Genomic DNA, 23,627 nt, shown 5'->3' on the forward strand with positions numbered 1-23,627 from the left:
GCGTGTCCTCCGGGACGTGGGCGGTGACGAGGCCGTCAGAGCGGGTCAGGCGGGCAGGCCCGCGGGCGTGCCGACCGGGCGCGCGGGGTGGCGCGGCGCACCCCACGTGGTGCGGACGAAGAAGACAGTGGTGGGCACGACGTAGGCCCACCAGGCGACCAGCTGGAGCCAGGTGGTCGCCGGCGTGAAGTTGACGACGCCCTTGAGCAGCGTCGCGTACCAGCTCGACGGCGGGATCGTCGTCGAGACGTCGAATGCCAGCCGGTCGAGCCCGGGCAGGATGCCGGCCTCCTGCAGGTCGTGGACGCCGTAGGACAGCACGCCCGCGGCGACCACGACGAGGAACAGGCCTGTCCAGGCGAAGAACACCCGCAGGTCGAGGCGGACCGCACCCCGGTACACGAGCCAGCCGAGCAGCACCGCCGTCGCGAGACCCAGCGCGGCGCCCAGCAGCGGGGCCGTCGACGCACCGGTGGCCTGCGCGCCGGCCCACAGGAAGAGCGCCGTCTCGAGGCCCTCGCGCCCGACGGCGAGCAGAGCCATCAGGGCCACGGCCTCGGCGCCCGCGCCGATCGCGTCGTCGAGCCGGTGGTGCAGGTTCGCGCGCAGGTTCCGGGCCGTGCGGGCCATCCAGAAGATCATCCAGGTGAGGAGCCCGACGGCGACGATCGACAACGAGCCGCCGATGGCCTCCTGCGCCTCGAACGTGAGCCCCCGTGGGCCGAACGTGAGGAGCGCGCCGAACGCGAGCGAGACCACCGCGGCGGTGCCGACCCCGACCCAGAGCGCGGGGAGCAGGTCACGGCGCCCGCTCCGCACGACGTAGGCGACGAGGATGCCGACGACGAGCGCGGCCTCGAGGCCTTCGCGCAGGCCGATCAGGTAGTTGGCGACCATGGTGACCTTCGGGCGCAGGGACGGGGCCATGGGCCGTCGCCGCGGCCGGGACCGGCTCGGCGACTGAGGTATGCCTTACCTCACCTCGGGAAATGTAGCGCACCCGGGCTGTCGGTCGCGAGAGGTGCGGGCGCGGACCGGTGTGAGGGCCGTCACGTCCCCAGGCGGGCCCGCAACGACGGCCACGCGTGGGCGAAAGCGCCGAGCAGCGGCAGGGTCGCGACCTCGTCGACCGGCACCCAGCGCACCTCGAGGCTCTCGGGGTCGGTGACGCGGGGCTCGAAGGGCGCCGTCACTCGGGCCAGGACCGTGGTGTAGCTCCACGGCCCGTGGTCGAGCACGTGCTCACCGGTCACCCGGACCAGCCCGGGCTCGATGCCCGCCTCCTCGCGTGCCTCGCGCAGGGCCGCGTCGAGCGCCGTCTCGTGGGGCGCGCGGGCCCCGCCCGGGACGCCCCAGGTGCCACCCTCGTCGCTCCACGTCGCGCGGTGCTGGAGCACCACGTCGGTCGAATCGCCGTGGGCCGGGCGGGCGATCAGCAGCCCGGCGGCGCCGTGCAGGCCCCAGTGCCGGCGCCCGCACACGCACTCGACCCAGCCGTCGCCCGGCTGCGGTGGACGGCGCCGCACCTGCTCGGGAGGCAGCGCGTCACGGGCGACGTCGTCGGTCGGCACGCGTCAGCCGACGATGTCGCAGATGGCGCTCCCCGCGCTCACGCTCGACCCGACCCCGGCCGAGAGGCCGGTCACCCGGCCCGCGCGGTGGGCCACCAGCGGTTGCTCCATCTTCATCGCCTCGAGCACCACGACGAGGTCACCCACGGCGACCTCGGCCCCGTCCGCGACCGCGACCTTGACGATGGTGCCCTGCATGGGCGACGACAGCGTGGCGCCGCTCGACCCCGTGGAACGGGCCACGGCGCGGCGCACCGGACGCCGCGCGCCCGGAGCCTGCCGCGCACCTACCGACCGGGCGAGACCCACCGGGATGACGACCTCGAGGCGCTTGCCACCCACCTCGACAACGACGCGCTCGAGCGTCGGCTGCTCGGGCTGCTCCTCGTGGGTGCCGTTGGTGGACGCACCGGCCGGGGCCGCGAGACCCGCGAGCTGGTCGGCGAACGCCGTCTCGATCCAGCGGGTGTGCACCCGGAACGGGGCCTGCGGGTCGGCCGGGACGAAGTCCTCGTGCTCGAGCACCGCCCGGTGGAAGGGCACGACGGTCGGGATGCCCACGACCTCGAGCTCGGCGAGCGCGCGGCGGGCCCGCTCGACCGCCTGCGTGCGGGTCGCGCCCGTCACGACGAGCTTGGCGATCATCGAGTCGAAGGCCCCCGAGACCGCGTCGCCCTCGACCACGCCCGAGTCGACGCGCACCCCGGGGCCCGACGGGAAGCGCAGCGTCGACAGCCGTCCCGGTGCGGGCAGGAAGCCGGCCGACGGGTCCTCGCCGTTGATCCGGAACTCGATCGAGTGCCCGCGCGTGACCACGTGGTCGTAGCCGAGCGGCTCGCCGGCCGCGATGCGCAGCTGCTCGCGCACCAGGTCGATGCCGCTGATCTCCTCGCTCACCGGGTGCTCGACCTGCAGCCGCGTGTTGACCTCGAGGAACGACACGGTGCCGTCGACCCCGACGAGGAACTCGCACGTGCCGGCGCCGACGTACCCCGCCTCACGCAGGATCGCGATCGAGGACGTCACGAGCTGCTCGCGCTGGTCCGAGGTGAGGAACGGCGCGGGGGCCTCCTCGACGAGCTTCTGGTGGCGGCGCTGGAGCGAGCAGTCGCGCGTCGAGACCACGACCACGGTGCCGTGCTCGTCCGCGAGGCACTGGGTCTCGACGTGGCGCGGGGAGTCGAGGTACCGCTCGACGAAGCACTCGCCGCGACCGAACGCCGCGGTGGCCTCACGCACGGCCGACTCGAACATCTCGTCGATCTCGGACGCGAGGCGGGCGACCTTCAGGCCACGCCCGCCCCCGCCGAACGCCGCCTTGATCGCGACAGGCAGGCCGTGCGCGGCCGCGAACTCGTGGATCTCACGGACGTCCGCGACGGGCTCGGAGGTGCCGGGCACGAGCGGCGCCCCGGCGCGCAGCGCGATGTGCCGGGCGCTGACCTTGTCGCCGAGCTGCTCGATGGCCGCGGGCGGCGGTCCGACCCACACCAGGCCGGCGCCGATCACAGCGCGGGCGAAGTCAGCGTTCTCCGCGAGGAAGCCGTAGCCGGGGTGGACCGCGTCGGCACCCGAGCGGCGGGCCACGTCGAGCAGCTTGGCGATGTCGAGGTACGTCTCCTGCGCGCGCGAGCCGTCGAGCGCGAACGCCTCGTCGGCGACGCGCACGTGCAGCGCCTCGCGGTCCGGGTCGGCGTAGACGGCGACGGAGCCGATGCGGGCGTCACGGCAGGCGCGAGCGATGCGCACGGCGATCTCACCGCGGTTCGCGATGAGGACCTTCGAGATGGCGGGCACGGCTCACCGTAACGCGGCACGCGGGGCCATCTCCGCCCCGCCGCGCAACGCGCCGGAAGATTGGGCGACCCCGCAGTCCACCCGGCACCCGTTTGTAGGGATCCGACGAGGACGTGGGCCGTCCGCCCGCTCCGTCCGGTGCGCCTTGTCCGGTGCGGACAACGCGGCCGCCGGGACGGGACCGTCAGCGCGGGACGGTGCCGTCGCGCCACAGCTCGGGCAGCGTGACGCCGATCTCGCCGAGCAGCTCGCGCAGCAGCGGCAGGCTCAGGCCCACGACCCCGTGGTGGTCGCCCTCGATCCCGGTGACGAACGCCCCGCCCAGACCGTCGATCGTGAACGCCCCCGCGACCGCGAGCGGCTCGCCCGTCGCGACGTAGGCGTCGATCTCGGCGTCGGACAGGTCCGCGAAGCGCACCACGGTCGAGGAGACCGCGCCGAGCGTGCCGCCCGTGCCCGCCCCGCCCTCGGCCGACGACGTGCGCTCGTCGACGAGCCAGTGCCCCGTGTGCAGCACGCCGCTGCGGCCGCGCATCGCGCGCCACCGCTCACGCGCGTCGTGCGCGTCGCGCGGCTTGCCGAGCACCTCGCCGTCGAGCTCGAGCATCGAGTCGCAGCCCAGCACGAGCAGCTCGGCAGGCGGTGCGTCGTCCGGCCCGTCGGACCCGTCGGGCTCGTCGGCGCCGTCCGCGAGCGAGCGGGCCACGTCCTCGGCCTTGGCCTGCGCGAGCACGAGCACGGCGTCGACCGGCTCGAGGTCGCCGAAGCGCTCGCGGGCGGCGGCGAGCACAGCGTCCTCGTCGACCCCGGAGACGCGCACGAGCGGGTCGATCCCCGCGGCGGTCAGCGTCTGGAGGCGGGCGGGCGAGGCGGAGGCGAGCAGCAGTCGGGTCACGGCCAGCGAGCCTACCCACCGTGCGTCAGGGTGACAGCCCCGCGCGTCCCGGGCCGGGGATGGTCGAACCGCAGCCGGGCTCGTTATCGTCGGGACTGTCCGACGCCGTCGCGCGCGGGGACGAATGTCCTCACCACGCGCGCAGGACGACGACGATCATGGGAGAAACCCGTGCATCCCCGACCGAACCACGAGGACCCAGACGCCATGAGCGACCTGATGGACGTCGACGACGCCCCGCGCGCGACGAACCGGCTCCGAGCCCTGCGGCACTCCCGCGGCTGGATCTTCGGCACCATGCTGTTCTCCGCCCTCGTGAGCCTGACCGCGTCGTTCGTCCTCTCGGTCGACGCGGTGCTGCTCGCGGCCGATCCGGCGGCCGACCTCTCGTGCAACGTCAACGCGGTCGTGAGCTGCGGGGCGGTCGGGATCTCGTGGCAGGCCAGCCTGCTGGGCTTCCCGAACGCCTTCCTGGGGCTGATCGCCGAGTCGGTCGTCATCACGGTCGCGGTCGCGAGCCTGGGCGGGGTGCGCTTCCCGCGCTGGTTCATGTTCTCCGCGCAGGTCGTCTACACGATCGGCTTCCTCTTCGCGTACTGGCTGTTCCAGCAGTCGATGATGGTCATCGGGTCGCTGTGCCCCTGGTGCCTGCTCGTGACCCTGTCGACCACGCTGGTGTTCGCGACGTTGACGCACTTCAACATCCGCGAGAACAACCTGTTCCTGCCGCCACGCGCGCAGCGGGCCGCACGCGAGTTCGTCGACGCCGACAACGACGTGATCGTCGTGGCCGCGTGGCTCGTGCTGATCGTCTCGCTCGTGCTGCTCAAGTACGGCGCCGCGCTGTTCGCCTGAGCCGCACCGACGACCTCCCGTACGCCAGAGGCCCGGCCCCCGTGAGGGGTGCCGGGCCTCTGGCGTCGGTGCTCAGGCCGGTGGCTCAGACCAGCGCGGTGCGCAGCACGTCGAGCGGCAGCGCGCCCATGCCCAGCGCGCGGGCGTGGAAGTCACGCAGGTCGAAGACCTCGCCGCGGGCGGTCGCCGCCGCGGACGCGCCGTCACGGGCCTGCTCCCACAGCCGCTGGCCGAGCTTGTACGACGGCGCCTGACCGGGCCAGCCGAGGTACCGGTTGAGCTCGAAGCGCACGAACTGCTCGGGCATGTTGACGTTGGCGCGCAGGAACTCCCACGCCTTGTCGGCGTCCCACGTGCCGCCGCCCCACCGTGCGGGGGCCTGCAGGCCGAGGTGCACGCCGATGTCGAGCACGACGCGCGCGGCGCGCATGCGCTGGCCGTCGAGCATGCCCAGGCGGTCGCCCGGGTCGTCCATGAAGCCCAGGTCGGCCATGAGGCGCTCGGCGTACAGGGCCCAGCCCTCGCCGTGGCCCGAGACCCAGCAGCTCAGCCGGCGCCACGAGTTGAGCGTCGCACGCTGGTGGACGGCCTGGCCGATCTGCAGGTGGTGGCCCGGGACGCCCTCGTGGTAGACGGTCGTCTTCTCGCGCCACGTGTTGAACGTCGTGACCTCGGGCGGGACCGACCACCACATGCGGCCAGGACGGGTGAAGTCGTCGCTCGGGCCCGTGTAGTAGATGCCGCCCGTCTGCGTGGGCGCGATGCAGCACTCGAGGTTGAGCACCGGGTCCGGGATGTCGAAGTGCACGCCGTTGAGCGCGGCGATCGCACCGTCGGCGGTCTCCTGCATCCACGCCTGGAGCGCCTTCGTGCCGTGCAGCGTGCGCGACGGGTCGGCGTCGAGGGCCGCGACGGCCTGCTCGACGCTCGCGCCCGGGCCCACGATCTGGGCGGCGACGCTCTCCTGCTCGTCGATCACGCGGGCGAGCTCCTCGAGCCCCCACTGGTACGTCTCCTCGAGGTCGACCGTGGCCCCGAGGAAGTAGCGCGACCACAGCGCGTACCTGTCGCGGCCTGCGGCGTCGGCCGTGGGGGCCTGGGGCGCGAGCTCCTCGGTCAGGAACGACGTGAGCGTCGCGTACGCCTCGCGCGCCGCCCGGGCACCGGTCTCGAGCTCGCCGCGGAGGGCCTGGCACGCGGCCGAGCCGTCGAGCGCGGCGTCGACCGTGGGGCCCTGGACGAACGCCGTGAAGAAGGACGTCGCGGGGTCGGCCAGCTCGGCCGACTGCGTGATGGCCTCGCGGACCTGACGCACGGCGGCGACCTGCCCGCGGCGGGCGGCCTCCCGCAGCGACTCCACGTAGCCGTCGACCGCGCCGGGCAGCGCGTGGAGGCGCGCGGCGATGTTCTCCCACGCCTCGGCGTCGCCCGTGGGCATCACGTCGAACACGTCGCGCAGGCCCTGCACGGGCGAGGAGATGTTGTTGAGGTCGCGCAGGAGCTCGCCCGCCTCGTGCAGCTCGAGCTCGAGGCCGAGGCGCTCGCGCATGGCCGCGAGGGTGACCTCGTCGACCGCGTCCGAGGGGGCGTGCGCGTCGAGCGCGACGAGCGTGGCCCGGGTCGCCTCCGCGCGTGCCTCGTGACCCTGCGGCGAGAGGTCGGTCATCTCGTGGTCGTGCCCCGCGAGGCCCATCGAGGTCGCCCCGACGGGGTCGAGCTGCGCCTGGGTGGCGACGTGGGCGTCGGCGATCGCGTCGATCGGGGACGGGTCGCGGTGGGTCTGCTGTCCGCTGACGGGAGAGGTCGTGGTCACCGCGGCACCATATCGCGCACGCCCGGGGCGGCGGCGGAGACGACCGCAGGTCAGGGGTGCAGGCTCCAGCGCCACACGTCCGCGCCCGGGACGGCCCCGACGTGGCCGTGCAGGGTGCGGCGGCGGTCGGTCCACGGCGCGGTCGCGGTCCCCGCGTCGGTCTCCGTCGCACCGTCGTGCGCACGGGCCGCGGCGAGCCCGGCGACGAGGGCCGCGAGCTCGGCATCGTCCGGGACCCCCCGGACGACGTGCACGTCGGGAGCCAGGAGCTCGTCGGGTGAGCTCACTCGTCGTCGCCCTCGTCGTCGAGGTCGAACAGCACCGGTGCGCCGCGCGAGGTGCCCCACTCGGCCACGTCGAAGCCCGAGTCGATCAGGCGCTGGGCGATCTCCTCGCCCGCGTCGTCGACGAGCCCCAGCACCGAGTCCATCGACAGGTCGCTCGTGCCCTTCGGCGGGCCGACCACGAAGCCGAGGTGGAACGTGTCGGTGCGGGTCTGGGGCGTGGCGTCGAGCGCGTGGGCCTCGTCGTCGTCCCACGTCATGCCCGTGAGGTCGGAGTGCAGCCCCAGCCTGTCGTGCAGCAGGTCGTAGAGCGTGGCGTTGAGCCCCGCGACACGCGACTCGAGAGCCAGGATGCGCGGGTCGTCGTCGGCCTCGGGGGCGCCGAACTCGGCGCGCACCCCGACCGCGGTGTCCACGTACCGGTGCAGCGCGTCGGCGAGGTCGTCGACGACGGCGAGCAGCTCGGTGGGGTCGACACCGGCGAGCGGCTCGCTGCCGTGCGCGGCCTGGTCGTGGCCGTGCTCCTCGTGGCCGCTCACAGCGGGATGTTCCCGTGCTTCTTGGCGGGCAGGCTCGCACGCTTGGTGCGCAGCAGCCGCAGGGCCTTGGTGATCTCGGCGCGGGTCTGCGCGGGGGCGATCACCGCGTCGACGTACCCGCGGTCGGCAGCGTCCCAGGGATTCACGATCGCCTCCTCGTACTCACGCGTGAGCCGGGCGCGTTCGGCCTCGACGTCTCCGCCCGCGTCGGCCACCGTCCGCAGCGCCCCCCGCTGCAGGATGTTCACTGCGCCGCCGGCCCCCATGACCGCGATCTGTGCCGTCGGCCACGCGAGGTTGACGTCGGCGCCGAGCTGCTTGGAGCCCATGACGATGTACGCGCCACCGTACGCCTTGCGGGTGATCACGGTCACCAGCGGGACGGTGGCCTCGGCGTACGCGTAGATGAGCTTGGCGCCGCGGCGGATGATGCCGTTCCACTCCTGGTCGGCGCCGGGCAGGAAGCCGGGCACGTCGACGAACGTCAGCACCGGGAGGTTGAACGCGTCGCACGTGCGCACGAACCGTGCGGCCTTCTCGGCGGCGTTGATGTCGAGCGTGCCGGCCATCGACATGGGCTGGTTCGCGACGACGCCCACGGGGTGGCCCTCGACGTGCCCGAAGCCGATGAGCACGTTCTGCGCGTACAGCGGCTGCACCTCGAGCAGCACGCCGTCGTCGAGCACGTGCTCGACCACCGTGCGCATGTCGTAGGGCTGCGCGTCCGAGTCCGGCACGAGCGTGTCGAGCTCGAGGTCCACGTCGCTGACCGCCAGGTCCGTCTCGTGCGGGAAGACCGGCGGATCGGTGAGGTTGTTCTGCGGCAGGTAGGACAGCAGCGAGCGGACGTAGTCGAGCGCGTCGTCCTCGTCCGAGGCCATGTAGTGCGCCACCCCGGACCGCGTGCTGTGGGTGGTCGCCCCGCCGAGCTCCTCGAGGCCGACCTCCTCGCCGGTGACCGCGCGGATCACGTCCGGACCGGTGATGAACATGTTCGACGTGCCGTCGGCCATGACGATGAAGTCGGTGAGCGCGGGGGAGTACACGGCGCCGCCCGCGCTGGGGCCCAGGATGAGCGAGATCTGCGGGATGACGCCCGACGCGGCGACGTTGCGCCGGAAGATCTCCGCGAACTGGGTCAGGCCCGCCACACCCTCCTGGATGCGCGCCCCGCCGCCGTCGCTGATGCCGATGAGCGGCACCCCGGTGCGCAGCGCCAGGTCCATGACCTTGGTGATCTTCTGGCCGTGGACCTCGCCCAGGCTGCCGCCGAAGACGGTGAAGTCCTGCGAGTAGATCGCGACCGGCCGCCCGTCGACGGTCCCGTGCCCGACGACGACGCCGTCGCCCTCGATGCGCTTCTTCTCGAGCCCGAAGTTCGTCGACCGGTGACGCACGAACGCGTCGATCTCGGTGAACGAGCCCGGGTCCAGCAGCGTCTCGATGCGCTCGCGGGCCGACTTCTTGCCGCGCGCGTGCTGCTTGTCGGCGGCGGACCTCGCGGCGTCCTCACCTGCCTGCCGGCGCCGCGCGAGGTCGTCGAGCCTCGCGGCCGTCGTACCGGGGTCGTGGTCGGCGGGGGCACCGGGCGGGGTGGGAGCGGTCTGCGTCACCCGACCGAGACTAGATGTCGAACCCCTCCAGATCCGTGCAGGGCGATGACGGTGTTGCCCGCGTCGTGTCGTGGGGTTCCGACAAGCACCCCGGGCGGCCCGGCCCGCGGGTGGTCGCACCGTCCTCGGACGGGGTGTGCGCGAGGGCCCTGGCGGGCGATGATGGCTCGATGTCCGACGTGACCGACCGCCCGGCGCTGCGCGCCTCCGTCCTGCGCGACCTCCTGCTCGCCCCCGCCGGCCCGCTCGCCCGGGTCGAGCTGGTCGAGCGCACCGGCTCGACGAACTCCGACCTGGTCGCGGCCGTGCAGGCCGACCCGGCGGCGTGGCCCGACGCGAGCCTGCTCGTCGCCGACCACCAGTCGGTGGGCCGGGGCCGGGCCGGCCGCTCGTGGGAGACCCCTGCCCGCTCGTCGCTGACGATGTCCTTCGCGCTGCGGCCGCAGACGCCCCCCGCGTCCTACGGCTGGCTGCCGCTCGTCGCGGGCCTGGGCGCGGTCCACGCGCTGCGGGCCACCGCGGGCGTGCCGGCCGCGCTCAAGTGGCCCAACGATCTGATGCTGCCGGCGGTGGACGGCACCGAGGTCGCCGGCTGGGGGCCGCTGCGCAAGGTGGGCGGGGTGCTGACCGAGCTCGTGCGCACCGAGGAGGGGGACGTCGTCGTGGTGGGGATCGGCATCAACGTCTCGCAGACGCCCGCCGAGCTGCCGGTGCCGAGCGCGACCTCGCTCGCCCGGGCCGGGGCGGTCGACCCCGACCGTGAGCTGCTGCTCGTGGCGCTCGTGACGTCTCTCGCCGAGGTCCTCGACCGGTGGCGCGCGCACGGAGCGGACCCCGTCGGGTCGGGCATCGCGGACGAGGTCGCCGCCGTGTGCGCGACGCTCGGCACCCGCGTGCGCGTCGAGCTGCCCGGCGGGGGAGAGATCCTCGGCACCGCGCGGCGCCTCGACGACGAGGGGGCGCTGGTGGTCGTGGACGACATGGGCGCCGAGCACCACGTGCTCGCGGGTGACGTGCGCCACGTGCGGGCGGCCGGGTGATCTACGCTCGGGAGCGTGGCGGACGACGAGCACGGAGCACACCCGACGTCGGATGACCGCTCGACCCTGGCCGACCTCGACGACTCGCTGCTGGGCGGCGCGCGGACGCTGACGCTGCGCGACCTCGCCGAGCAGGCAGGGACCTCGCTCGACCTGGTGCGGCTGTACTGGCGGACCCTCGGGCTGCCCCAGCCGGACGCCGACGAGCTCGTGTTCACCTCTCTGGACGCCGCGGCCGTGCGCCGCTGGGTCGACCTGCGCCGCGAGCACGGTGTCGACGAGCGCACCGCCATCTCGCTCACCCGCGCGCTCGGGCACACGGCCGACAGGCTCGCGCTGTGGCAGGTCGAGGCCCTCGTCGAGGACCTGTCGCGCCGTTACGAGCTCGACGACACGAGCGCCCGGCTGCTCGTGCTCGACCGGATCGCCGACCTCGCGCCGCTGCTCGAGTCGCAGCTCGTGCACGCGTGGCGCCGCCAGCTCGCGGCGATCTCCGGACGGCTGGCCGCCGAGTTCGGCCATCAGCGCACCGAACGGCCCGACCCGGGGGCGCTGCCGCTCGCGCGGGCGGTCGGGTTCGCCGACATGGTCTCGTTCACGCGGCGCACCGCGGGCCTGGGCTCGACCGACCTGTCGGAGTTCGTGCAGCGCTTCGAGACGGCCGCGCGCGACGTCGTGACGTCGGCCGGCGGGCGCGTCGTGAAGACCATCGGCGACGCGGTGCTGTTCGTCGCGGACGACGTGACCACGGGGGCGCGGGTCGCACTGGGCCTCGCCCGGGTGCTCGGCGGCGACCTGGACGTGGAGCGCGAGCGCGAGGCGGGCGGGCTGGCCGAGGGGGCCCGGGGGGTCACGCCCGTGCGGGTCGGATTCGTCTGGGGGCGCGTGCTGTCCCGGTTCGGCGACGTGTTCGGGCCGCCGGTCAACCTGGCCGCCCGGCTCACCGACATCGCCGACCCGAGCACGGTGCTGACCGACGCGACGACAGCCGAGCTGCTCGCGCGCAACCCGAGGCTCGTGTGCGAGCCGCAGCCTGAGCGTGACCTCGCCGGGCTCGGCCCGGTGGCGCCGGTGCTGCTGCGCACGGCCTGAACGGACCCGGCGTCAGCCCGCCGGCGGCGGTTCGGGGGTGACGAGGTCGGGGTCGTTGTTGGCGACCTTGTTGACCCGGGTCGAGACCGGGGTCGCGACCAGCTCGGGAGCCGGGGCGCGCAGCAGGTCGGCTGCGGCGTCGGCCCCGGTGGCCGGGTCGAGCCAGGCGTCCCACGCGTCGGGCCGCAGCATGAGCGGCTGGCGGTCGTGGATGTGCGCGAGCGGCTCGCGCGCGTCGGTCGTGACGACGGTCGTGGTCACGAGCCAGCGCGCGGGGTCGTCGGCGGCCTTGGACGGGTCGCGCCAGAACTCGTAGAGGCCAGCGAGGGCCAGCGGGCCGTCGCCCGCCGGGTGGATGAAGTACGGCTGCTTGGCCTTGGTCAGCGCGCCGGGGCCGGGACGCTGCCACTCGTAGTACCCGTCGGCGGGCAGCAGCGCGCGGCGCACGCCGAACGCCTTGCGGTAGGCACCCTTGTCGAGCAGCGTCTCGGCGCGGGCGTTGATCATGCGGGCCCCGATCGAGGGGTCCTTGGCCCACGACGGCACCAGTCCCCAGCGCGCGGCCTGCAGCTGGCGGGTGATCTCACCCGTGCCACGGTCGGCGCGCTCGACGACCATGCGCACCGGGTCGGTCGGGGCGACGTTCCAGGACGCGGGCAGCAGCCGCACGTCGTCGGCCACCTCGGCGATGCGGAACTCGTCCTCGAGGTCCTGCAGGCCGCGGAACGAGGCATATCGACCACACATGACCCCAGTGTGACGGACGGCACCCACAGGGGCATCGAATCGGTTCGCGCCCGCCTGCCGGACGATGGCAGCATCGGCGCCGATGACCTCGCGCCCCCAGCCCCACGCACAGCTCGCCCCCGCCTCCGGCGGAACCGGTCCGGCCACCGCGCCGACCTACGTCCCCGACGCCAGGTACGTGCTGCTGCTCGGTGCGATGTGCGCGCTGCCCGCGGTCTCGACCGACATCTACCTGCCCTCGCTGCCCGACGTCGCCCGCGACCTCGGCACGAGCGCGACCGCCGTCCAGCTGACCATGACGGGAATGCTCATCGGCGGCGCCGTCGGTCAGCTCGTGATCGGGCCGCTGTCGGACCGGTTCGGCCGTCGCCGGCCCGTGCTCATCGGGGTCGCGCTGCACATCCTCACGTCGCTGCTGTGCGCGGTCGCCCCCGGCATCGTCCCGCTCATCGTCCTGCGCGTGCTGCAGGGGTTCTTCAACGCGTCGGCGTCGGTCGTCGCGATGGCCGTGATCCGCGACCGCTTCGTCGGCTCCGACGCGTCCCGGCTGCTGTCCCGCCTCATGCTCGTGATCGGCGTCGCCCCGCTGTTCGCCCCCTCGGTGGGTGGGCTCATCGCCGGGCAGGCCGGCTGGCGCGGGGTCTTCGTCGCGCTCGGGGTGTTCGGTGCGGGCCTGTGGGTCGTCGTGTGGCGCCGCATGCCCGAGACGCTGCCCCCCGAGCGCCGACGCGAGGGCGGGATCCGCACCGCGCTCGCGGGCTACGGCCGGCTGCTGCGGGACCGGCACTTCGTCGCGCTCGCCGTGCTCCCCGGGCTCGGCGTCGCCGTGCTCATGAGCTACGTGGTGGGATCCCCGTTCGTGCTCCAGGTCGGCTACGGGATGAGCACCACCCAGTTCGCCCTGCTGTTCGCGGTCAACGGCATCGGCCTCGTCGCTGGTGCGCAGGTCAACGCCGCGCTCGTGCGCCGCTACGCCCCCGTCCGCATCATGCGGATCGTGATGCCGATCTCGGTGCTGCTCACGCTCGTGCTGCTCGCGCTCGCGCTCACCGGCGCGGGCGGCCTGCCCGCGCTGCTCGTGGTGCTGTGGCTGCTGCTCGCGCTCGTCAACGTCGCCCCGCCCAACGCCTCGGCGATCGCGCTCGGTCGGCACGGGCAGATGGCCGGCACCGCGGCCGCGTGCATCGGGGCGCTCCAGGCCGGCATCTCGGGGATCGTGAGCCCGCTGGTCGGCGTGCTGGGCGGCGACGCGCTCGCGATGGCGACGGTCATGGCCGGTGCCGCGACCGCCGCGTTCCTCGTCCTCGCGCTGGCCACCCCCGCGTACCGTTCGGGCGGCTGGACCACCTGACCGGCGGGCCTGACGGACGGACGGGCGGGCGCGGCCGGGGTCGGGCGCTACGCGGGCCGGAGCGTCCGCAGCCGGGACACGGCCTCGACCAGCACGTCCTCGCGCTTGACGAACGTGAACCGCACCCACGAGCCCAGCTGCTGGTCCGCGACCGACCCGGGCTGCGTGAACGCCCGCACCGGGACGCCCACCACACCGGCCAGGGCCGGGAGCTCACGGCAGAGCTGGACGCCGTCGTCGAAGCCCAGCGGCGCGCCGTCGGCCAGCACGAAGTAGGTGCCGTGCGGGCGGGCCACCGCGAAGCCCGCCGCGGCCAGGCCCTCGCACAGCAGGTCGCGGCGCCGGGCCAGCGACGCGACGTGCTCCTCGACCCACCGGGCGACGCCCTCGTCGCGCAGCGCGAACGCGATCGCGGGCTGGAAGGGTGCACCGTTGACGTACGTGAGGAACTGCTTGACGGTGCGCACCGCGTCGACCAGGTGCGCGGGCCCGCTGATCCACCCGATCTTCCAGCCGGTGAACGAGAACGTCTTGCCCGCCGAGGACACGGTGAGCGTGCGGCCAGCCATCCCCGGCAGCGTCGCGATCGGCACGTGCGAGCGGTCCGCGTCGAGCACCAGGTGCTCGTACACCTCGTCCGCGACCACCAGCGCATCGTGGCGCTCGGCGAGCGCAGCCACCACGGCCAGCTCCTCGCGCGTGAGCACGGCCCCGGTGGGGTTGTGCGGGGTGTTGAGCAGCACGATGCGGGTGCGGTCGCTGAAGGCCGCCGCGAGCGCGTCCGCGTCGAGGCGGAACCCGTCGGGCGTGGCCCGCAGCGGGGCGCTCGTGCGGGTCGCGCCCGACATCGCGATGACGGCGGCGTACGCGTCGTAGAACGGCTCGAGAACGAGCACCTCGTCGCCCGGGCCGGCCAGGGCGAGCACGGCGGCGGCGATCGCCTCGGTCGCGCCCGCGGTCACGAGCACCTCGCGGTCGGGGTCGAGCAGGATGCCGTAGCGCCGCAGCTGGTGGTCCGCGACGGCCTCACGCAGCGCGGGGATGCCGGGCCCGGGCGGGTACTGGTTGTCCCCGCCGAGCACGGCGTCGGCCGCCACGCGGGCCACCGACGCCGGACCGTCGACGTCTGGGAAACCCTGGCCCAGGTTGACCGCGCCCGTGCGCGCGGCGAGCGCGGACATCTCCGCGAAGATCGTGGGGCGGGTCGTGCCGTCGGCGTCGAGCAGCCCCGTCGCCCGGGCGACGTCACGCCACCGGTCGGTCCTGGTCCGGGTGCGGTGCGTCATGCCGCGAGGATAGGCCGGGCACGCTGCCGGGGCCCGACCGTGTCAGGCCGGGCCGAAGCCGGCGGCGGCCACGAGGCCGGCGAGCACGAGCAGCCCGAGCGACGCCCACGCGGCCAGCACCCACCACTCGACGTGCAGCCGTCGTGCGGTGCGCCCTGCCGGGTGGTTCGCCATGCCCCCTCATCGGCAGCGCGACGGCCCGGGACAAGGTTCGGGCCGCGGACGGCGCCGATTCACCCGTTCGCCGCGCAAGGGCGAGCCCGGTCGGCACAGGCCGCTCTACGAGCCCTGGGCCTCTTCGACCTTCTGGCGCAGCGCCTCGACCTGGGCCGAGAGCTCGTCGAGCGCGCCCTGGGCGGCGCTCCCGGCCGAGGCCTTCGCGTCTGCGAGCTTGGCGTCGGCGTCGGCGAGCGCCTGCTCGGCCGCTGCGAGCTGGTCGTCGGCCGCGCTGCCGTCGGCGGTCGCCTGGTCGAGCGCGGAGCTCGCCTGGTCGAGGGCCGTGCTCACCCCGGTGACAGCCGCATCGACCGTGGCGCGGGCCGAGTCGCTCACCTCGCCCAGCTGCGCCTTCGCGTCCGATACGGCCTGACGTGCCTTGTCGAGGTCGGTACGGGCCTGCTCGACCGCGTCCGTGAAGTTGCTCGCGGACGCCTTCGCGGACTCCTTCGCGGACTCGAGGGCCGAACGCACCCCCGAGCTCGTGCTCCCGCCGCCGTCGGACGAGTCGGAGCAGCCGACCAGCCCCGCCGCGAGCACGACCGAGACGACCAGGGCGAACGGGCGGGACAGGGACGGGTTGCGCACGACGTCTCCTCAGGCTGTCGGGACGGACGCCCACCAGTCTGGACGCTGCGGGCGTCCAGGACGAACCGGACGCGAGAGCGCCCCGCCCGCACGTGGCGGACGGGGCGCTCGTCGAGCAGCGACCGAGGGGTCAGGAGGTGGCGACGACCGTGCCGTCCTCCGTCTCGGGGGCCTCGGCAGGCGCGTCACTCGTCACGCCCTGCTGCCCGGCGCGGCTGCGCACGTCCTGCAGCGACGTGCCGTAGTAGGCCGCGGTCATGATGTCCTTCATGTCGGCCAGCATCGGCATCCGCGGGTTGGCGGGTGCGCACTGGTCCTCGTAGGCGCCCATCGCGACCTCGTCGAGGCGACCGATGAACTCCTGCTCGTCGACACCCTGCGCCTGGAACGACGCCGGGATGCCGACCTTCGCACGCAGCGACTCGATCGCGAGCGCGTAGGACTCGACACCCTGCTCGGGCGTCTCGGCCGGCAGACCCAGCATCTTGGCGATCTGCTGGAAGCGCTCGGGGGCGACGTAGTGCTCGTACTTCGGCCAGCTCGTGAGCTTGGTCGGGATGGTGCCGTTGTAGCGGATGACGTGCGGCAGCAGGGTCGCGTTCGTGCGGCCGTGCACCAGGTGGAACGTCGATCCGACCACGTGGGCCATGGCGTGCACGATGCCCAGGAACGCGTTGCCGAACGCCATGCCGGCGATCGTGCCCGCGTTGTGCATCTTCTCGCGTGCCTCGGCCGTCTCCGGGGTGCCGGGCTCGCCGTTCACGCTCGCGGCCAGGTTGTCGAAGATGAGCCGGATGGCCTGCAGGGCCATGCCGTCCGTGAAGTCGTTCGCGTACACGCTCACGTACGCCTCGGTGGCGTGCGTCAGGGCGTCGAAGCCCGAGTCGGCGGCGAGCGAGCGCGGCATCTTCGCGGTCAGCACCGGGTCGATGATCGCGACGGTCGGCGTGAGCGCGTAGTCCGCGAGGGGGTACTTCTTGCCCGCGTCGGGGTCGGAGATGACAGCGAACGGCGTGACCTCGGCGCCCGTGCCGGACGTGGTCGGGATGCACACCAGCTTGGCGAGCTCGCCCAGCACCGGGAACTTGAACGCGCGCTTGCGGACGTCGAAGAACTTCTGCTTGAGGTCCGAGAAGACGATCTCGGGGTGCTCGTACAGCAGCCACATGACCTTCGCGGCGTCCATGGGCGAGCCGCCGCCCAGCGCGATGATCGTGTCGGGCCGGAAGTGACGCATCTGCGCGGCGCCCGCCTGGACGGTGCGCACGCTCGGCTCGGGCTCGACCTGGTCGATGATCTGCAGCGCGATCTTGTTAGGGCGCCGGTTCAGGACCTCGATGATGCGGTCGACGAAGCCGAGCGTCGTCATGGTCGAGTCGGTCACGATGGTCACGCGCTCGACGTCGGCCATGTCCGAGAGGTACCGGATGGCGTTCGGCTCGAAGTACGTCTTGGCCGGGACCTTGAACCACTGCAGGTTGTTGTTGCGCCGGCCGATGCGCTTGATGTTCACCAGGTTGACCGCCGAGACGTTGTTCGAGACCGAGTTGTGGCCGTAGGAGCCGCAGCCGAGGGTCAGGGACGGGATGAAGGCGTTGTAGATGTCGCCGATGCCGCCGAGCGACGAGGGGGCGTTCGCGATCACGCGGACGGCCTTGACGCGGCTGCCGAACTCCTCGGTGAGGGCGTCGTCCTGCGTGTGGATCGCGGCGCTGTGGCCCAGGCCGTCGAACTCGACCATCTGCTCGGCGAGCGTGATGCCGTGCTCGGTCGACGTGGCCTTCAGCACGGCCAGCACGGGGCAGAGCTTCTCGCGGGTGAGCGGCTCGGCCGGACCGACCTCGCTGACCTCGGCGAGGATGATCGACGTGTCGGCGGGCACCGTGAAGCCGGCGTGCTCGGCGATCCACGCCGGGGTCTGGCCCACGACCGACGCGTTGAGCTTGGCCTCGGAGCAGTTCTTGCCCTTGGCCTCGACCCCGAAGATGAACTTCTCGAGGAGGGCCTTCTCCTTCTTGTTCACGCGGTAGGCGTGCAGCGTGGCGAACTCGACCATCGCCTCGTCGTAGATCTCGGTGTCGATGATCGCGGCCTGCTCGGACGCGCAGATCATGCCGTTGTCGAACGCCTTGGAGAGCACCACGTCGTTGACCGCGCGCTTGAGCTTCGCCGTCTTCTCGATGTAGGCCGGGACGTTGCCCGCACCGACGCCGAGGGCCGGCTTGCCGCACGAGTAGGCGGCGCGGACCATCGCGTTGCCGCCGGTCGCGAGGATCAGGGCGACGCCGGGGTGGTTCATGAGCTTGCCGGTCGCCTCGAGCGAGGGCTGCTCGACCCACTGGATGCAGTGCTCGGGGGCACCGGCGGCCACGGCCGCGTCGCGGACCACGCGGGCCGCGGCGACCGAGGACTCCTGCGCGCTCGGGTGGAACGCGAAGATGATCGGGTTGCGGGTCTTCAGCGCGATGAGCGACTTGAAGATCGCGGTCGACGTCGGGTTCGTGACGGGCGTGACGCCGCAGACCACGCCGACGGGCTCGGCGATCTCGATGATCCCGGCGACGTCGTCACGGCGGATCACGCCGACGGTCTTGAGGGACGACATCGAGTTGGTGACGTGCTCGCACGCGAAGATGTTCTTCACGGCCTTGTCCTCGAAGACGCCGCGGCCGGTCTCGGCGACGGCGTGCTTCGCGAGCTCGCCGTGCTTGTCGAGCGCGGCGACCGAGGCCTTCTTGACGAGGTGGTCGACGTCTTCCTGCGTGAAGCGCGCGTACTCCGCGAGCGCCTTCGTGGCGTTCGCGACGAGCTGGTCGATGGCACTGTCGACTGGGGCGTCGGTGCGCTGGGTCGTGCTCACGGGAGGTTCTCCCTACGGTCGTCGGTGAGTGATGGAAGTCTCCGTTGACCTCTGGATCCAACGTAGAAGTCATGGGACGGATGTGCCTGTGCCGAAGGTCCCGTGTCGCCGACGCGTTCGCTCTGGGCTCAGTCCCGCCTCGCGCAGAGCCGCGGTTCAGAGGCGGTTGACCCACGACGCCGACATGCGCTCCTCCTCGAGGTCGAGCTCACGCAGCACACGTTGCATGACCACCTCGTCGAGCTCGCCCGAGTCGCGGCGCGCCACGAGGACGTCGCGCTGGGCGGCGATGACCTCGCGGCGCAGCGCCTGCTGGCGCAGACCGATCTCGGGGATCGACGGGTGCTCGTCGTCGTGGTTCGGGTCCAGCAGCGCGGCGGCGGCCTGGGCGCGCACCCCCAGCGCTGTGATCACACGAGACGTGACCTCGTCGGCGACGTGGTCCCCGACCCGGGCCGCGATCTCGGGCCGGCGGCGCGCGATGACCGCCTGCGCGGCCTCGGCCGTGTCCAGGCGCACCTGGGCCTCCTGGATCGCGTCGCGCTCCTTCTCGGCCTGCGAGCCGACGCCGAGCCGGCGGATCACCCAGGGCAGCGTGAGGCCCTGCAGCAGCAGCGTGCCGATCGCCACGGTGTACGCGACGAGCTGCAGCGTCGCGCGCTCCGGGAACACCTCGCCCGCGAGGACGACCGGGATCGCCGCGGCCGCCGCGAGCGTGACCACCCCGCGCATCCCGGCCCACGAGACGACCAGCGACTCCTTGCCCGTGAGCGCGTCGTCCGCGGTCCGGTGGCTGCCGCGCATGCGCACCCGATCCATCCGTGACGTCGCGACCACGTACAGCGGTCGCACGAGCATCGCCGTCGCGAGCACCACGAGGGCCACCACCACCGCGTGGCCCAGGCCCTGGTCGGACGCGTTCACGTCGGCGATGAGCCACTTGAGCTGCACGCCGATGAGCGCGAACGTGAAGGCCTCGAGCAGCAGGTCGACGGTCGACCACACGGGCTCCTGGTAGAGCCGGGTCGCGTAGCCCGCCCGTGGCGAGGTGTGCGCGAGGAAGAGCCCCGCCGCGACGACCGCGAGCACGCCCGAGCCCTCGATGGCCTCCGCGCACCAGTACGCCGCGAACGGCGTGAGCACCCCGATGGCGGACGCCACGACCGGGTCGTCGAGGCGCATGCGCAGCTGGTGCAGCAGCCACCCCAGCACGAGCCCGACGCCCACGCCCGCGAGCACCGCGACGGCGAACACCTTGAGCCCGGCGGCGAGCGACCACGCCCCCGTCGCCACCCCCGCCAGAGCCACCTTGTACAGCGTGAGCGACGTGGCGTCGTTGATCAGGCTCTCGCCCGTCAGGAGAGTCATGACGCGCCGTGGCAGCCCGAGCCGGCGGCCCACGGCGGCCGCCGCGACGGCGTCCGGGGGAGCGACGACGGCACCGAGCACGAGCGCGGCGGCGAACGGCAGGTCGGGGACGAGCAGCCACGCGACGAGCGCGACCGCGAGCGCCGAGACGAGCACGAGTCCCACGCCGAGGCGCGTGATCGAGTTCAGCGAGCGGCGGAAGTCCTGGTACGAGCTGGTGAGCGCGGCCGAGAACAGCAGCGGGGGCAGGACGAGCTCGAGGATGAGCTCCGGGTGGACCACGAACCGCGGCACCCCGGGCACGAACGAGACGACCAGCCCCGCGGCGACGAGCACCAGGGGCGCGGGCCAGCCCCGCTGGCGGCACAGGGCCGTGAGGAGCGCCGCCCCCGCGACGAGGACGAGGATCTCCACCACGTGCATCCGGTGCGGCCTTTCGATCGGGTCAGGTCGGCGTTCACGGTACGTCGGGTCGCTGTGAGGGGGCCGAGAGCCCTCGGTGAGGCCGCGGTGCCCCACCGATGAGCCGCCGGTGCGTCGGCCACCCGCACCCCGGAGCGGTAGCCCGCGGGGGTTCCGGACTAATCGGGCTCCCGGAGTGCCTACTCTGGTGCGCGTGCATCCCCTCCTCGCCGTCCCGCTCGCCGCGGTTGCGGCCTTCGTCGCGGAGATCTTCGTCTCCACCGTGATCCACCGGTCGGCCCGTCGGTCCGCGCTCGCGGCCCACGTCGCGCGCGGCGCCCGCCCGCCGCTGCGCCTCCTGCTCGTGGTCGCCGCGTCGTGGGGTGCGCTCACCGCGACGACCGGGCCCACGGGCTTCTGGGCCGCGCTCGGGCTCGTGCTCCACCTCGGCGTGGTCGTGGCCGTGACCTGGCTGGTCGGCGCGCTCGTGCTCGCGCTCGCGGACCACGCGCTCGCGGGTCAGCCCAACGACGTCCCCGCGGCCGGCCGGCTGCGGGGCCGCGCGCAGCGGCTCGTGCGCACGGTCACCGCGAGCGTGCTCAGCGTCGGGGGGCTGGTCGCCGTGCTCCTCGCGCTGCCGGGCACCCGCGCGCTCGGGGTGGGTGTGCTCGTCCTGGTCGGCCTGGTGCTGCTCGTCGCGGTGCCGTCCGCCCAGGGGGCGCTCGGCGAGGTCGTGGCGGGTCTGCGGGTCGTGGCCACCGATGCCGTGCTGCCGGGCGACGTGGTCGTCGTCGACGGACGGTGGGGGCTGGTCGAGCGCGTGGGTCGCACGAGCCTCGTGGTGCGCACCGACGAGGCCGGGCGCATCGGGCTGCCGCTCACGGCGACCAGGACCACCGGGTTCCGGAACGTGAGCCGGGAGGGTGCCGACCTGGTCGGCACGGTCGAGCTCGACCTGGACCGCGATCTCCCCGCAGCCGACGTGCGGGCGCGCGTCGCGGGTGCGCTGGCCACGTGCGACCTGTGGGACGGGCGGGTGGGCGACGTCCAGGTCGTCGACGTGCACGGTGACCACGTGCGGGTCCAGGTGCTGCTCAGCGCGTCCGACGGCCCCGCGCTGCTCGGGCTGCGCCGGCAGGTGCGTGACACGCTGCTCGGCTGGTCGCAGCCGGCAGCCGCGCGCCCCGCGGAGCCGGCGGCCGAGCCGCCCGTCGTCGCTGCCCCGGCCGAGCCCGTGCGATCGTCGGCGGTCCCGGTGCGCTCGGCCGACGTCCCCGCGGTGCCGGTGCGCTCGGTCCCGGTGCCCGCCTGGCACCACGACGCGGACGCGACCGCGACCTACCGGGTCGACGACCTCGTGACCGAGCCCGAGCCGGGCTGGGACGCCACGGCCCCGCGACCCGTCGAGAGCTGGGCGGCCGTGACGGCCGACCTGCCGGGCCGGGAGCCCGCCGCGGCGCCCCGTGCGGACCTCGGCAGCCCGGACCAGACGCAGGTGCTCGCGCCCCTGCCGCAGATCGCACGCCGGTCGGGCCGGCGCGAGATGCGCGACTTCTGACGGCGTCACCTCATTGGTCGCAGGTCTCCCGGTTCGGGGCTGCGGCGACCAGGGCCGCGATCACCAGCAGCGCCACCGCGCCGAGCCACGCCACCACGGCGACCGCCCCGCCGTGATCCGTCCCGTGGTCGTCTCACCGGTACAGCTCCGGGTCGCCCATGAGCTCGGCCACGTGGTCGGTCACGTACGTCGACAGCTCGCGCGGCGGCCGCACGTACCCGCTCGACGCGGCCGGCCGATCGGGCAGCACGACCTTCTCGTGCGGCACGTCGGTGTACGGGATCGTCGAGAGCAGGTGCGAGATCATGTTGAGCCGGGCGTGCTTCTTGACGTCCGACTCGACCACGTACCACGGGCTCGACGGCACATCGGTGTGCACCAGCATCTCGTCCTTGGCCCGCGAGTAGTCCTCCCAGCGGTGGATCGACTCGAGGTCCATCGGGCTCAGCTTCCACTGCCGCACCGGGTCGCCCATCCGCGACCGGAAGCGCTTGAGCTGCTCGTCGTCGGACACCGAGAACCAGTACTTGCGCAGCAGGATGCCGTCCTCGACGAGCATCTGCTCGAAGATCGGCGTCTGGCGCATGAACTGCGCGTACTCCTGCGGCGTGCAGAAACCCATGACCCGCTCCACGCCCGCCCGGTTGTACCAGGACCTGTCGAACAGCACGATCTCCCCGGCCGCGGGCAGGTGCTCGATGTAGCGCTGGTAGTACCACTGGGTGCGCTCACGCTCGGTGGGTGTGGGCAGCGCCGCGATGCGCGCGACCCGGGGGCTCAGGTACTCCGTGATCCGCTTGATCGTGCCGCCCTTGCCGGCCGCGTCCCGTCCTTCGAAGATCACGACGATCCGCGCCCCCGTCGCCCGGGCCCACTGCTGCACCTTGACCAGCTCGGACTGCAGCCGGAACAGCTCGGCCTCGTAGACGTCGTTCGCGATCCTGCGCTGACGCGCGGGCTTGCCCGTCCGCTTCGTGGCCGACTTCTTCGACCCGTTGTGCTGCGCGGCTGGGATCCCGTCACCCGACGTCTTCGTCATGCTCGGAAACTACCGCTGACGGGAGCCCGCGTCGCGGCCATCCGCGACGTCTGCCGGCCCGCGTTGCTTCTGGCGAGCACGTCGACGGCCCCGCTGAGCAGCGCACCCACGGCGTACGCGGGCAGGTCGTGAGCGGTGAACGTGGTGCCGAGCACGTACCGGGCGGGGGAGAACAGCTCGACCGCACGCGCCGGGAGCCCGGTCAGCTGGGCGAGCTCGACGACCGCACACATCGCAAAGGTGACACCGACCAGGACCGGAATCCGCCAGGCCGGCCGCACAGCACCGACCAGCATGTACACGAGCGCCGCGTACAGCACCCCGCCCAGCAGGTCGCCGGGCAGCCCGCCGACGGTCCGCGTGACGCCGAGCCCTGCCGCGACGACGACGGGGACCAAGGCGACGAGCACCAGGCGGCGGTGCGGAGGGTGCGGCACCCCTGCACCCTAGGCGGCCGATCGGGCACACGTCCGACGGCACCGCGATCAGCCGCCGGCCTGCTCAGGCACCATGCGTGCCGCTGGTCCGCGACCACCAGACGACGAAGACCCGGCACCTGGGAGGGACCGGGTCTTGTCTGTGGTGCCCGCGAAAGGACTCGAACCTTCGACCTTCTGCTCCGGAGGCAGACGCTCTATCCACTGAGCTACGCGGGCGTGCACCAGACGACTGGCGCAGGTCACGAGACTACCAGCACGCGCGCCCGGGTCCGC

General features: G+C 73.4%; 21 protein-coding genes and 1 tRNA gene. 5 read left to right on the plus strand and 17 right to left on the minus strand.

Annotated elements, in window-relative coordinates; genetic code table 11:
- Positions 1-45: 45 nt before the first annotated feature.
- The 4 genes from efeU to ACGIF2_RS08750 form a co-directional block, all read right to left on the minus strand.
- The gene (gene efeU / locus ACGIF2_RS08735; protein ID WP_396045722.1) at positions 46-897 is read right to left on the minus strand and encodes an iron uptake transporter permease EfeU; all 852 of its coding nucleotides are present in this window, start codon (positions 895-897) and stop codon (positions 46-48) included.
- Positions 898-1,049: 152 nt separating this feature from the next.
- A complete protein-coding gene (locus ACGIF2_RS08740; RefSeq protein ID WP_396045572.1) occupies positions 1,050-1,571 on the minus strand; it encodes an NUDIX hydrolase in 522 nt (173 codons plus the stop codon).
- 3 nt (positions 1,572-1,574) lie between these two features.
- On the minus strand, positions 1,575-3,368 hold the full coding sequence (locus tag ACGIF2_RS08745) for an acetyl/propionyl/methylcrotonyl-CoA carboxylase subunit alpha (RefSeq protein ID WP_396045574.1): 1,794 nt from the start codon (positions 3,366-3,368) through the stop codon (positions 1,575-1,577).
- Positions 3,369-3,552: 184 nt separating this feature from the next.
- Complete coding sequence (locus ACGIF2_RS08750) at positions 3,553-4,263, minus strand: Maf family protein (RefSeq protein ID WP_396045576.1); 711 nt, start codon at positions 4,261-4,263, stop codon at positions 3,553-3,555.
- A gap of 207 nt (positions 4,264-4,470) precedes the next feature.
- On the opposite strand from ACGIF2_RS08750, the gene ACGIF2_RS08755 reads away from it, so the two are divergent.
- Entirely contained in the window at positions 4,471-5,118 is a 648-nt protein-coding gene (locus ACGIF2_RS08755) for a vitamin K epoxide reductase family protein (RefSeq protein WP_396045578.1), read from the plus strand.
- Positions 5,119-5,203: 85 nt separating this feature from the next.
- On the opposite strand, the gene ACGIF2_RS08760 is transcribed toward ACGIF2_RS08755, so the two are convergent.
- The 4 genes from ACGIF2_RS08760 to ACGIF2_RS08775 are packed head-to-tail and all read right to left on the minus strand — an operon-like array spanning position 5,204 to position 9,367.
- Positions 5,204-6,931, minus strand: a complete 1,728-nt coding sequence (locus tag ACGIF2_RS08760) for a DUF885 domain-containing protein (protein ID WP_396045580.1) — start codon at positions 6,929-6,931, stop codon at positions 5,204-5,206.
- Positions 6,932-6,981: 50 nt separating this feature from the next.
- Positions 6,982-7,218 (minus strand): acyl-CoA carboxylase epsilon subunit, encoded by a 237-nt coding sequence (locus tag ACGIF2_RS08765; RefSeq protein WP_396045582.1) that lies wholly within the window; start codon positions 7,216-7,218, stop codon positions 6,982-6,984.
- Positions 7,215-7,754 (minus strand): hypothetical protein, encoded by a 540-nt coding sequence (locus tag ACGIF2_RS08770; protein WP_396045583.1) that lies wholly within the window; start codon positions 7,752-7,754, stop codon positions 7,215-7,217. The genes ACGIF2_RS08765 and ACGIF2_RS08770 overlap by 4 nt, the downstream gene beginning before the upstream one ends.
- A complete protein-coding gene (locus ACGIF2_RS08775) occupies positions 7,751-9,367 on the minus strand; it encodes an acyl-CoA carboxylase subunit beta (RefSeq protein WP_396045585.1) in 1,617 nt (538 codons plus the stop codon). The genes ACGIF2_RS08770 and ACGIF2_RS08775 overlap by 4 nt, the downstream gene beginning before the upstream one ends.
- A 170-nt stretch (positions 9,368-9,537) precedes the next feature.
- Here ACGIF2_RS08775 and ACGIF2_RS08780 point away from each other — a divergent pair, with 170 nt between their 5' ends.
- Together ACGIF2_RS08780 and ACGIF2_RS08785 are read left to right on the plus strand one after the other, a co-directional pair.
- On the plus strand, positions 9,538-10,407 hold the full coding sequence (locus ACGIF2_RS08780) for a biotin--[acetyl-CoA-carboxylase] ligase (protein ID WP_396045587.1): 870 nt from the start codon (positions 9,538-9,540) through the stop codon (positions 10,405-10,407).
- Positions 10,408-10,422: 15 nt separating this feature from the next.
- Positions 10,423-11,499, plus strand: coding sequence for an adenylate cyclase regulatory domain-containing protein (locus ACGIF2_RS08785; protein WP_396045589.1), 1,077 nt, complete (start codon positions 10,423-10,425; stop codon positions 11,497-11,499).
- 12 nt (positions 11,500-11,511) lie between these two features.
- Here the strand turns inward: ACGIF2_RS08785 and ACGIF2_RS08790 are convergent, their stop codons facing one another.
- Entirely contained in the window at positions 11,512-12,246 is a 735-nt protein-coding gene (locus ACGIF2_RS08790; protein ID WP_396045591.1) for an SOS response-associated peptidase, read from the minus strand.
- Between the two features lie 82 nt (positions 12,247-12,328).
- Here ACGIF2_RS08790 and ACGIF2_RS08795 point away from each other — a divergent pair, with 82 nt between their 5' ends.
- Positions 12,329-13,597: a multidrug effflux MFS transporter gene (locus ACGIF2_RS08795; RefSeq protein WP_396045593.1), complete on the plus strand. Its 1,269-nt coding sequence runs from the start codon at positions 12,329-12,331 to the stop codon at positions 13,595-13,597.
- A 47-nt stretch (positions 13,598-13,644) separates the two neighbouring features.
- Here the strand turns inward: ACGIF2_RS08795 and ACGIF2_RS08800 are convergent, their stop codons facing one another.
- From ACGIF2_RS08800 to ACGIF2_RS08820, 5 genes are all read right to left on the minus strand, one after another.
- On the minus strand, positions 13,645-14,883 hold the full coding sequence (locus tag ACGIF2_RS08800) for a pyridoxal phosphate-dependent aminotransferase (RefSeq protein ID WP_396045595.1): 1,239 nt from the start codon (positions 14,881-14,883) through the stop codon (positions 13,645-13,647).
- Between the two features lie 42 nt (positions 14,884-14,925).
- Positions 14,926-15,057, minus strand: coding sequence for a molybdopterin oxidoreductase (locus ACGIF2_RS08805; RefSeq protein WP_396045597.1), 132 nt, complete (start codon positions 15,055-15,057; stop codon positions 14,926-14,928).
- 105 nt (positions 15,058-15,162) lie between these two features.
- Positions 15,163-15,687, minus strand: a complete 525-nt coding sequence (locus ACGIF2_RS08810) for a hypothetical protein (protein WP_396045599.1) — start codon at positions 15,685-15,687, stop codon at positions 15,163-15,165.
- Positions 15,688-15,817: 130 nt separating this feature from the next.
- Entirely contained in the window at positions 15,818-18,547 is a 2,730-nt protein-coding gene (gene adhE, locus ACGIF2_RS08815; RefSeq protein ID WP_396045601.1) for a bifunctional acetaldehyde-CoA/alcohol dehydrogenase, read from the minus strand.
- A 156-nt stretch (positions 18,548-18,703) separates the two neighbouring features.
- Complete coding sequence (locus tag ACGIF2_RS08820; protein ID WP_396045603.1) at positions 18,704-20,329, minus strand: Na+/H+ antiporter; 1,626 nt, start codon at positions 20,327-20,329, stop codon at positions 18,704-18,706.
- Between the two features lie 202 nt (positions 20,330-20,531).
- Here ACGIF2_RS08820 and ACGIF2_RS08825 point away from each other — a divergent pair, with 202 nt between their 5' ends.
- Positions 20,532-21,875 (plus strand): hypothetical protein, encoded by a 1,344-nt coding sequence (locus ACGIF2_RS08825; protein WP_396045605.1) that lies wholly within the window; start codon positions 20,532-20,534, stop codon positions 21,873-21,875.
- Between the two features lie 133 nt (positions 21,876-22,008).
- On the opposite strand, the gene ppk2 is transcribed toward ACGIF2_RS08825, so the two are convergent.
- From ppk2 to ACGIF2_RS08840, 3 genes are all read right to left on the minus strand, one after another.
- Positions 22,009-22,914: a polyphosphate kinase 2 gene (ppk2, locus tag ACGIF2_RS08830; protein ID WP_396045607.1), complete on the minus strand. Its 906-nt coding sequence runs from the start codon at positions 22,912-22,914 to the stop codon at positions 22,009-22,011.
- Complete coding sequence (locus ACGIF2_RS08835; protein WP_396045609.1) at positions 22,911-23,351, minus strand: DUF2809 domain-containing protein; 441 nt, start codon at positions 23,349-23,351, stop codon at positions 22,911-22,913. Before ACGIF2_RS08835 ends, ppk2 begins: the two co-directional genes overlap by 4 nt.
- Positions 23,352-23,494: 143 nt before the next feature.
- A tRNA-Arg gene (locus ACGIF2_RS08840) sits at positions 23,495-23,570 on the minus strand.
- Positions 23,571-23,627 lie beyond the last annotated feature (57 nt).

The organism is Cellulomonas sp. P22 (assembly GCF_044392165.1).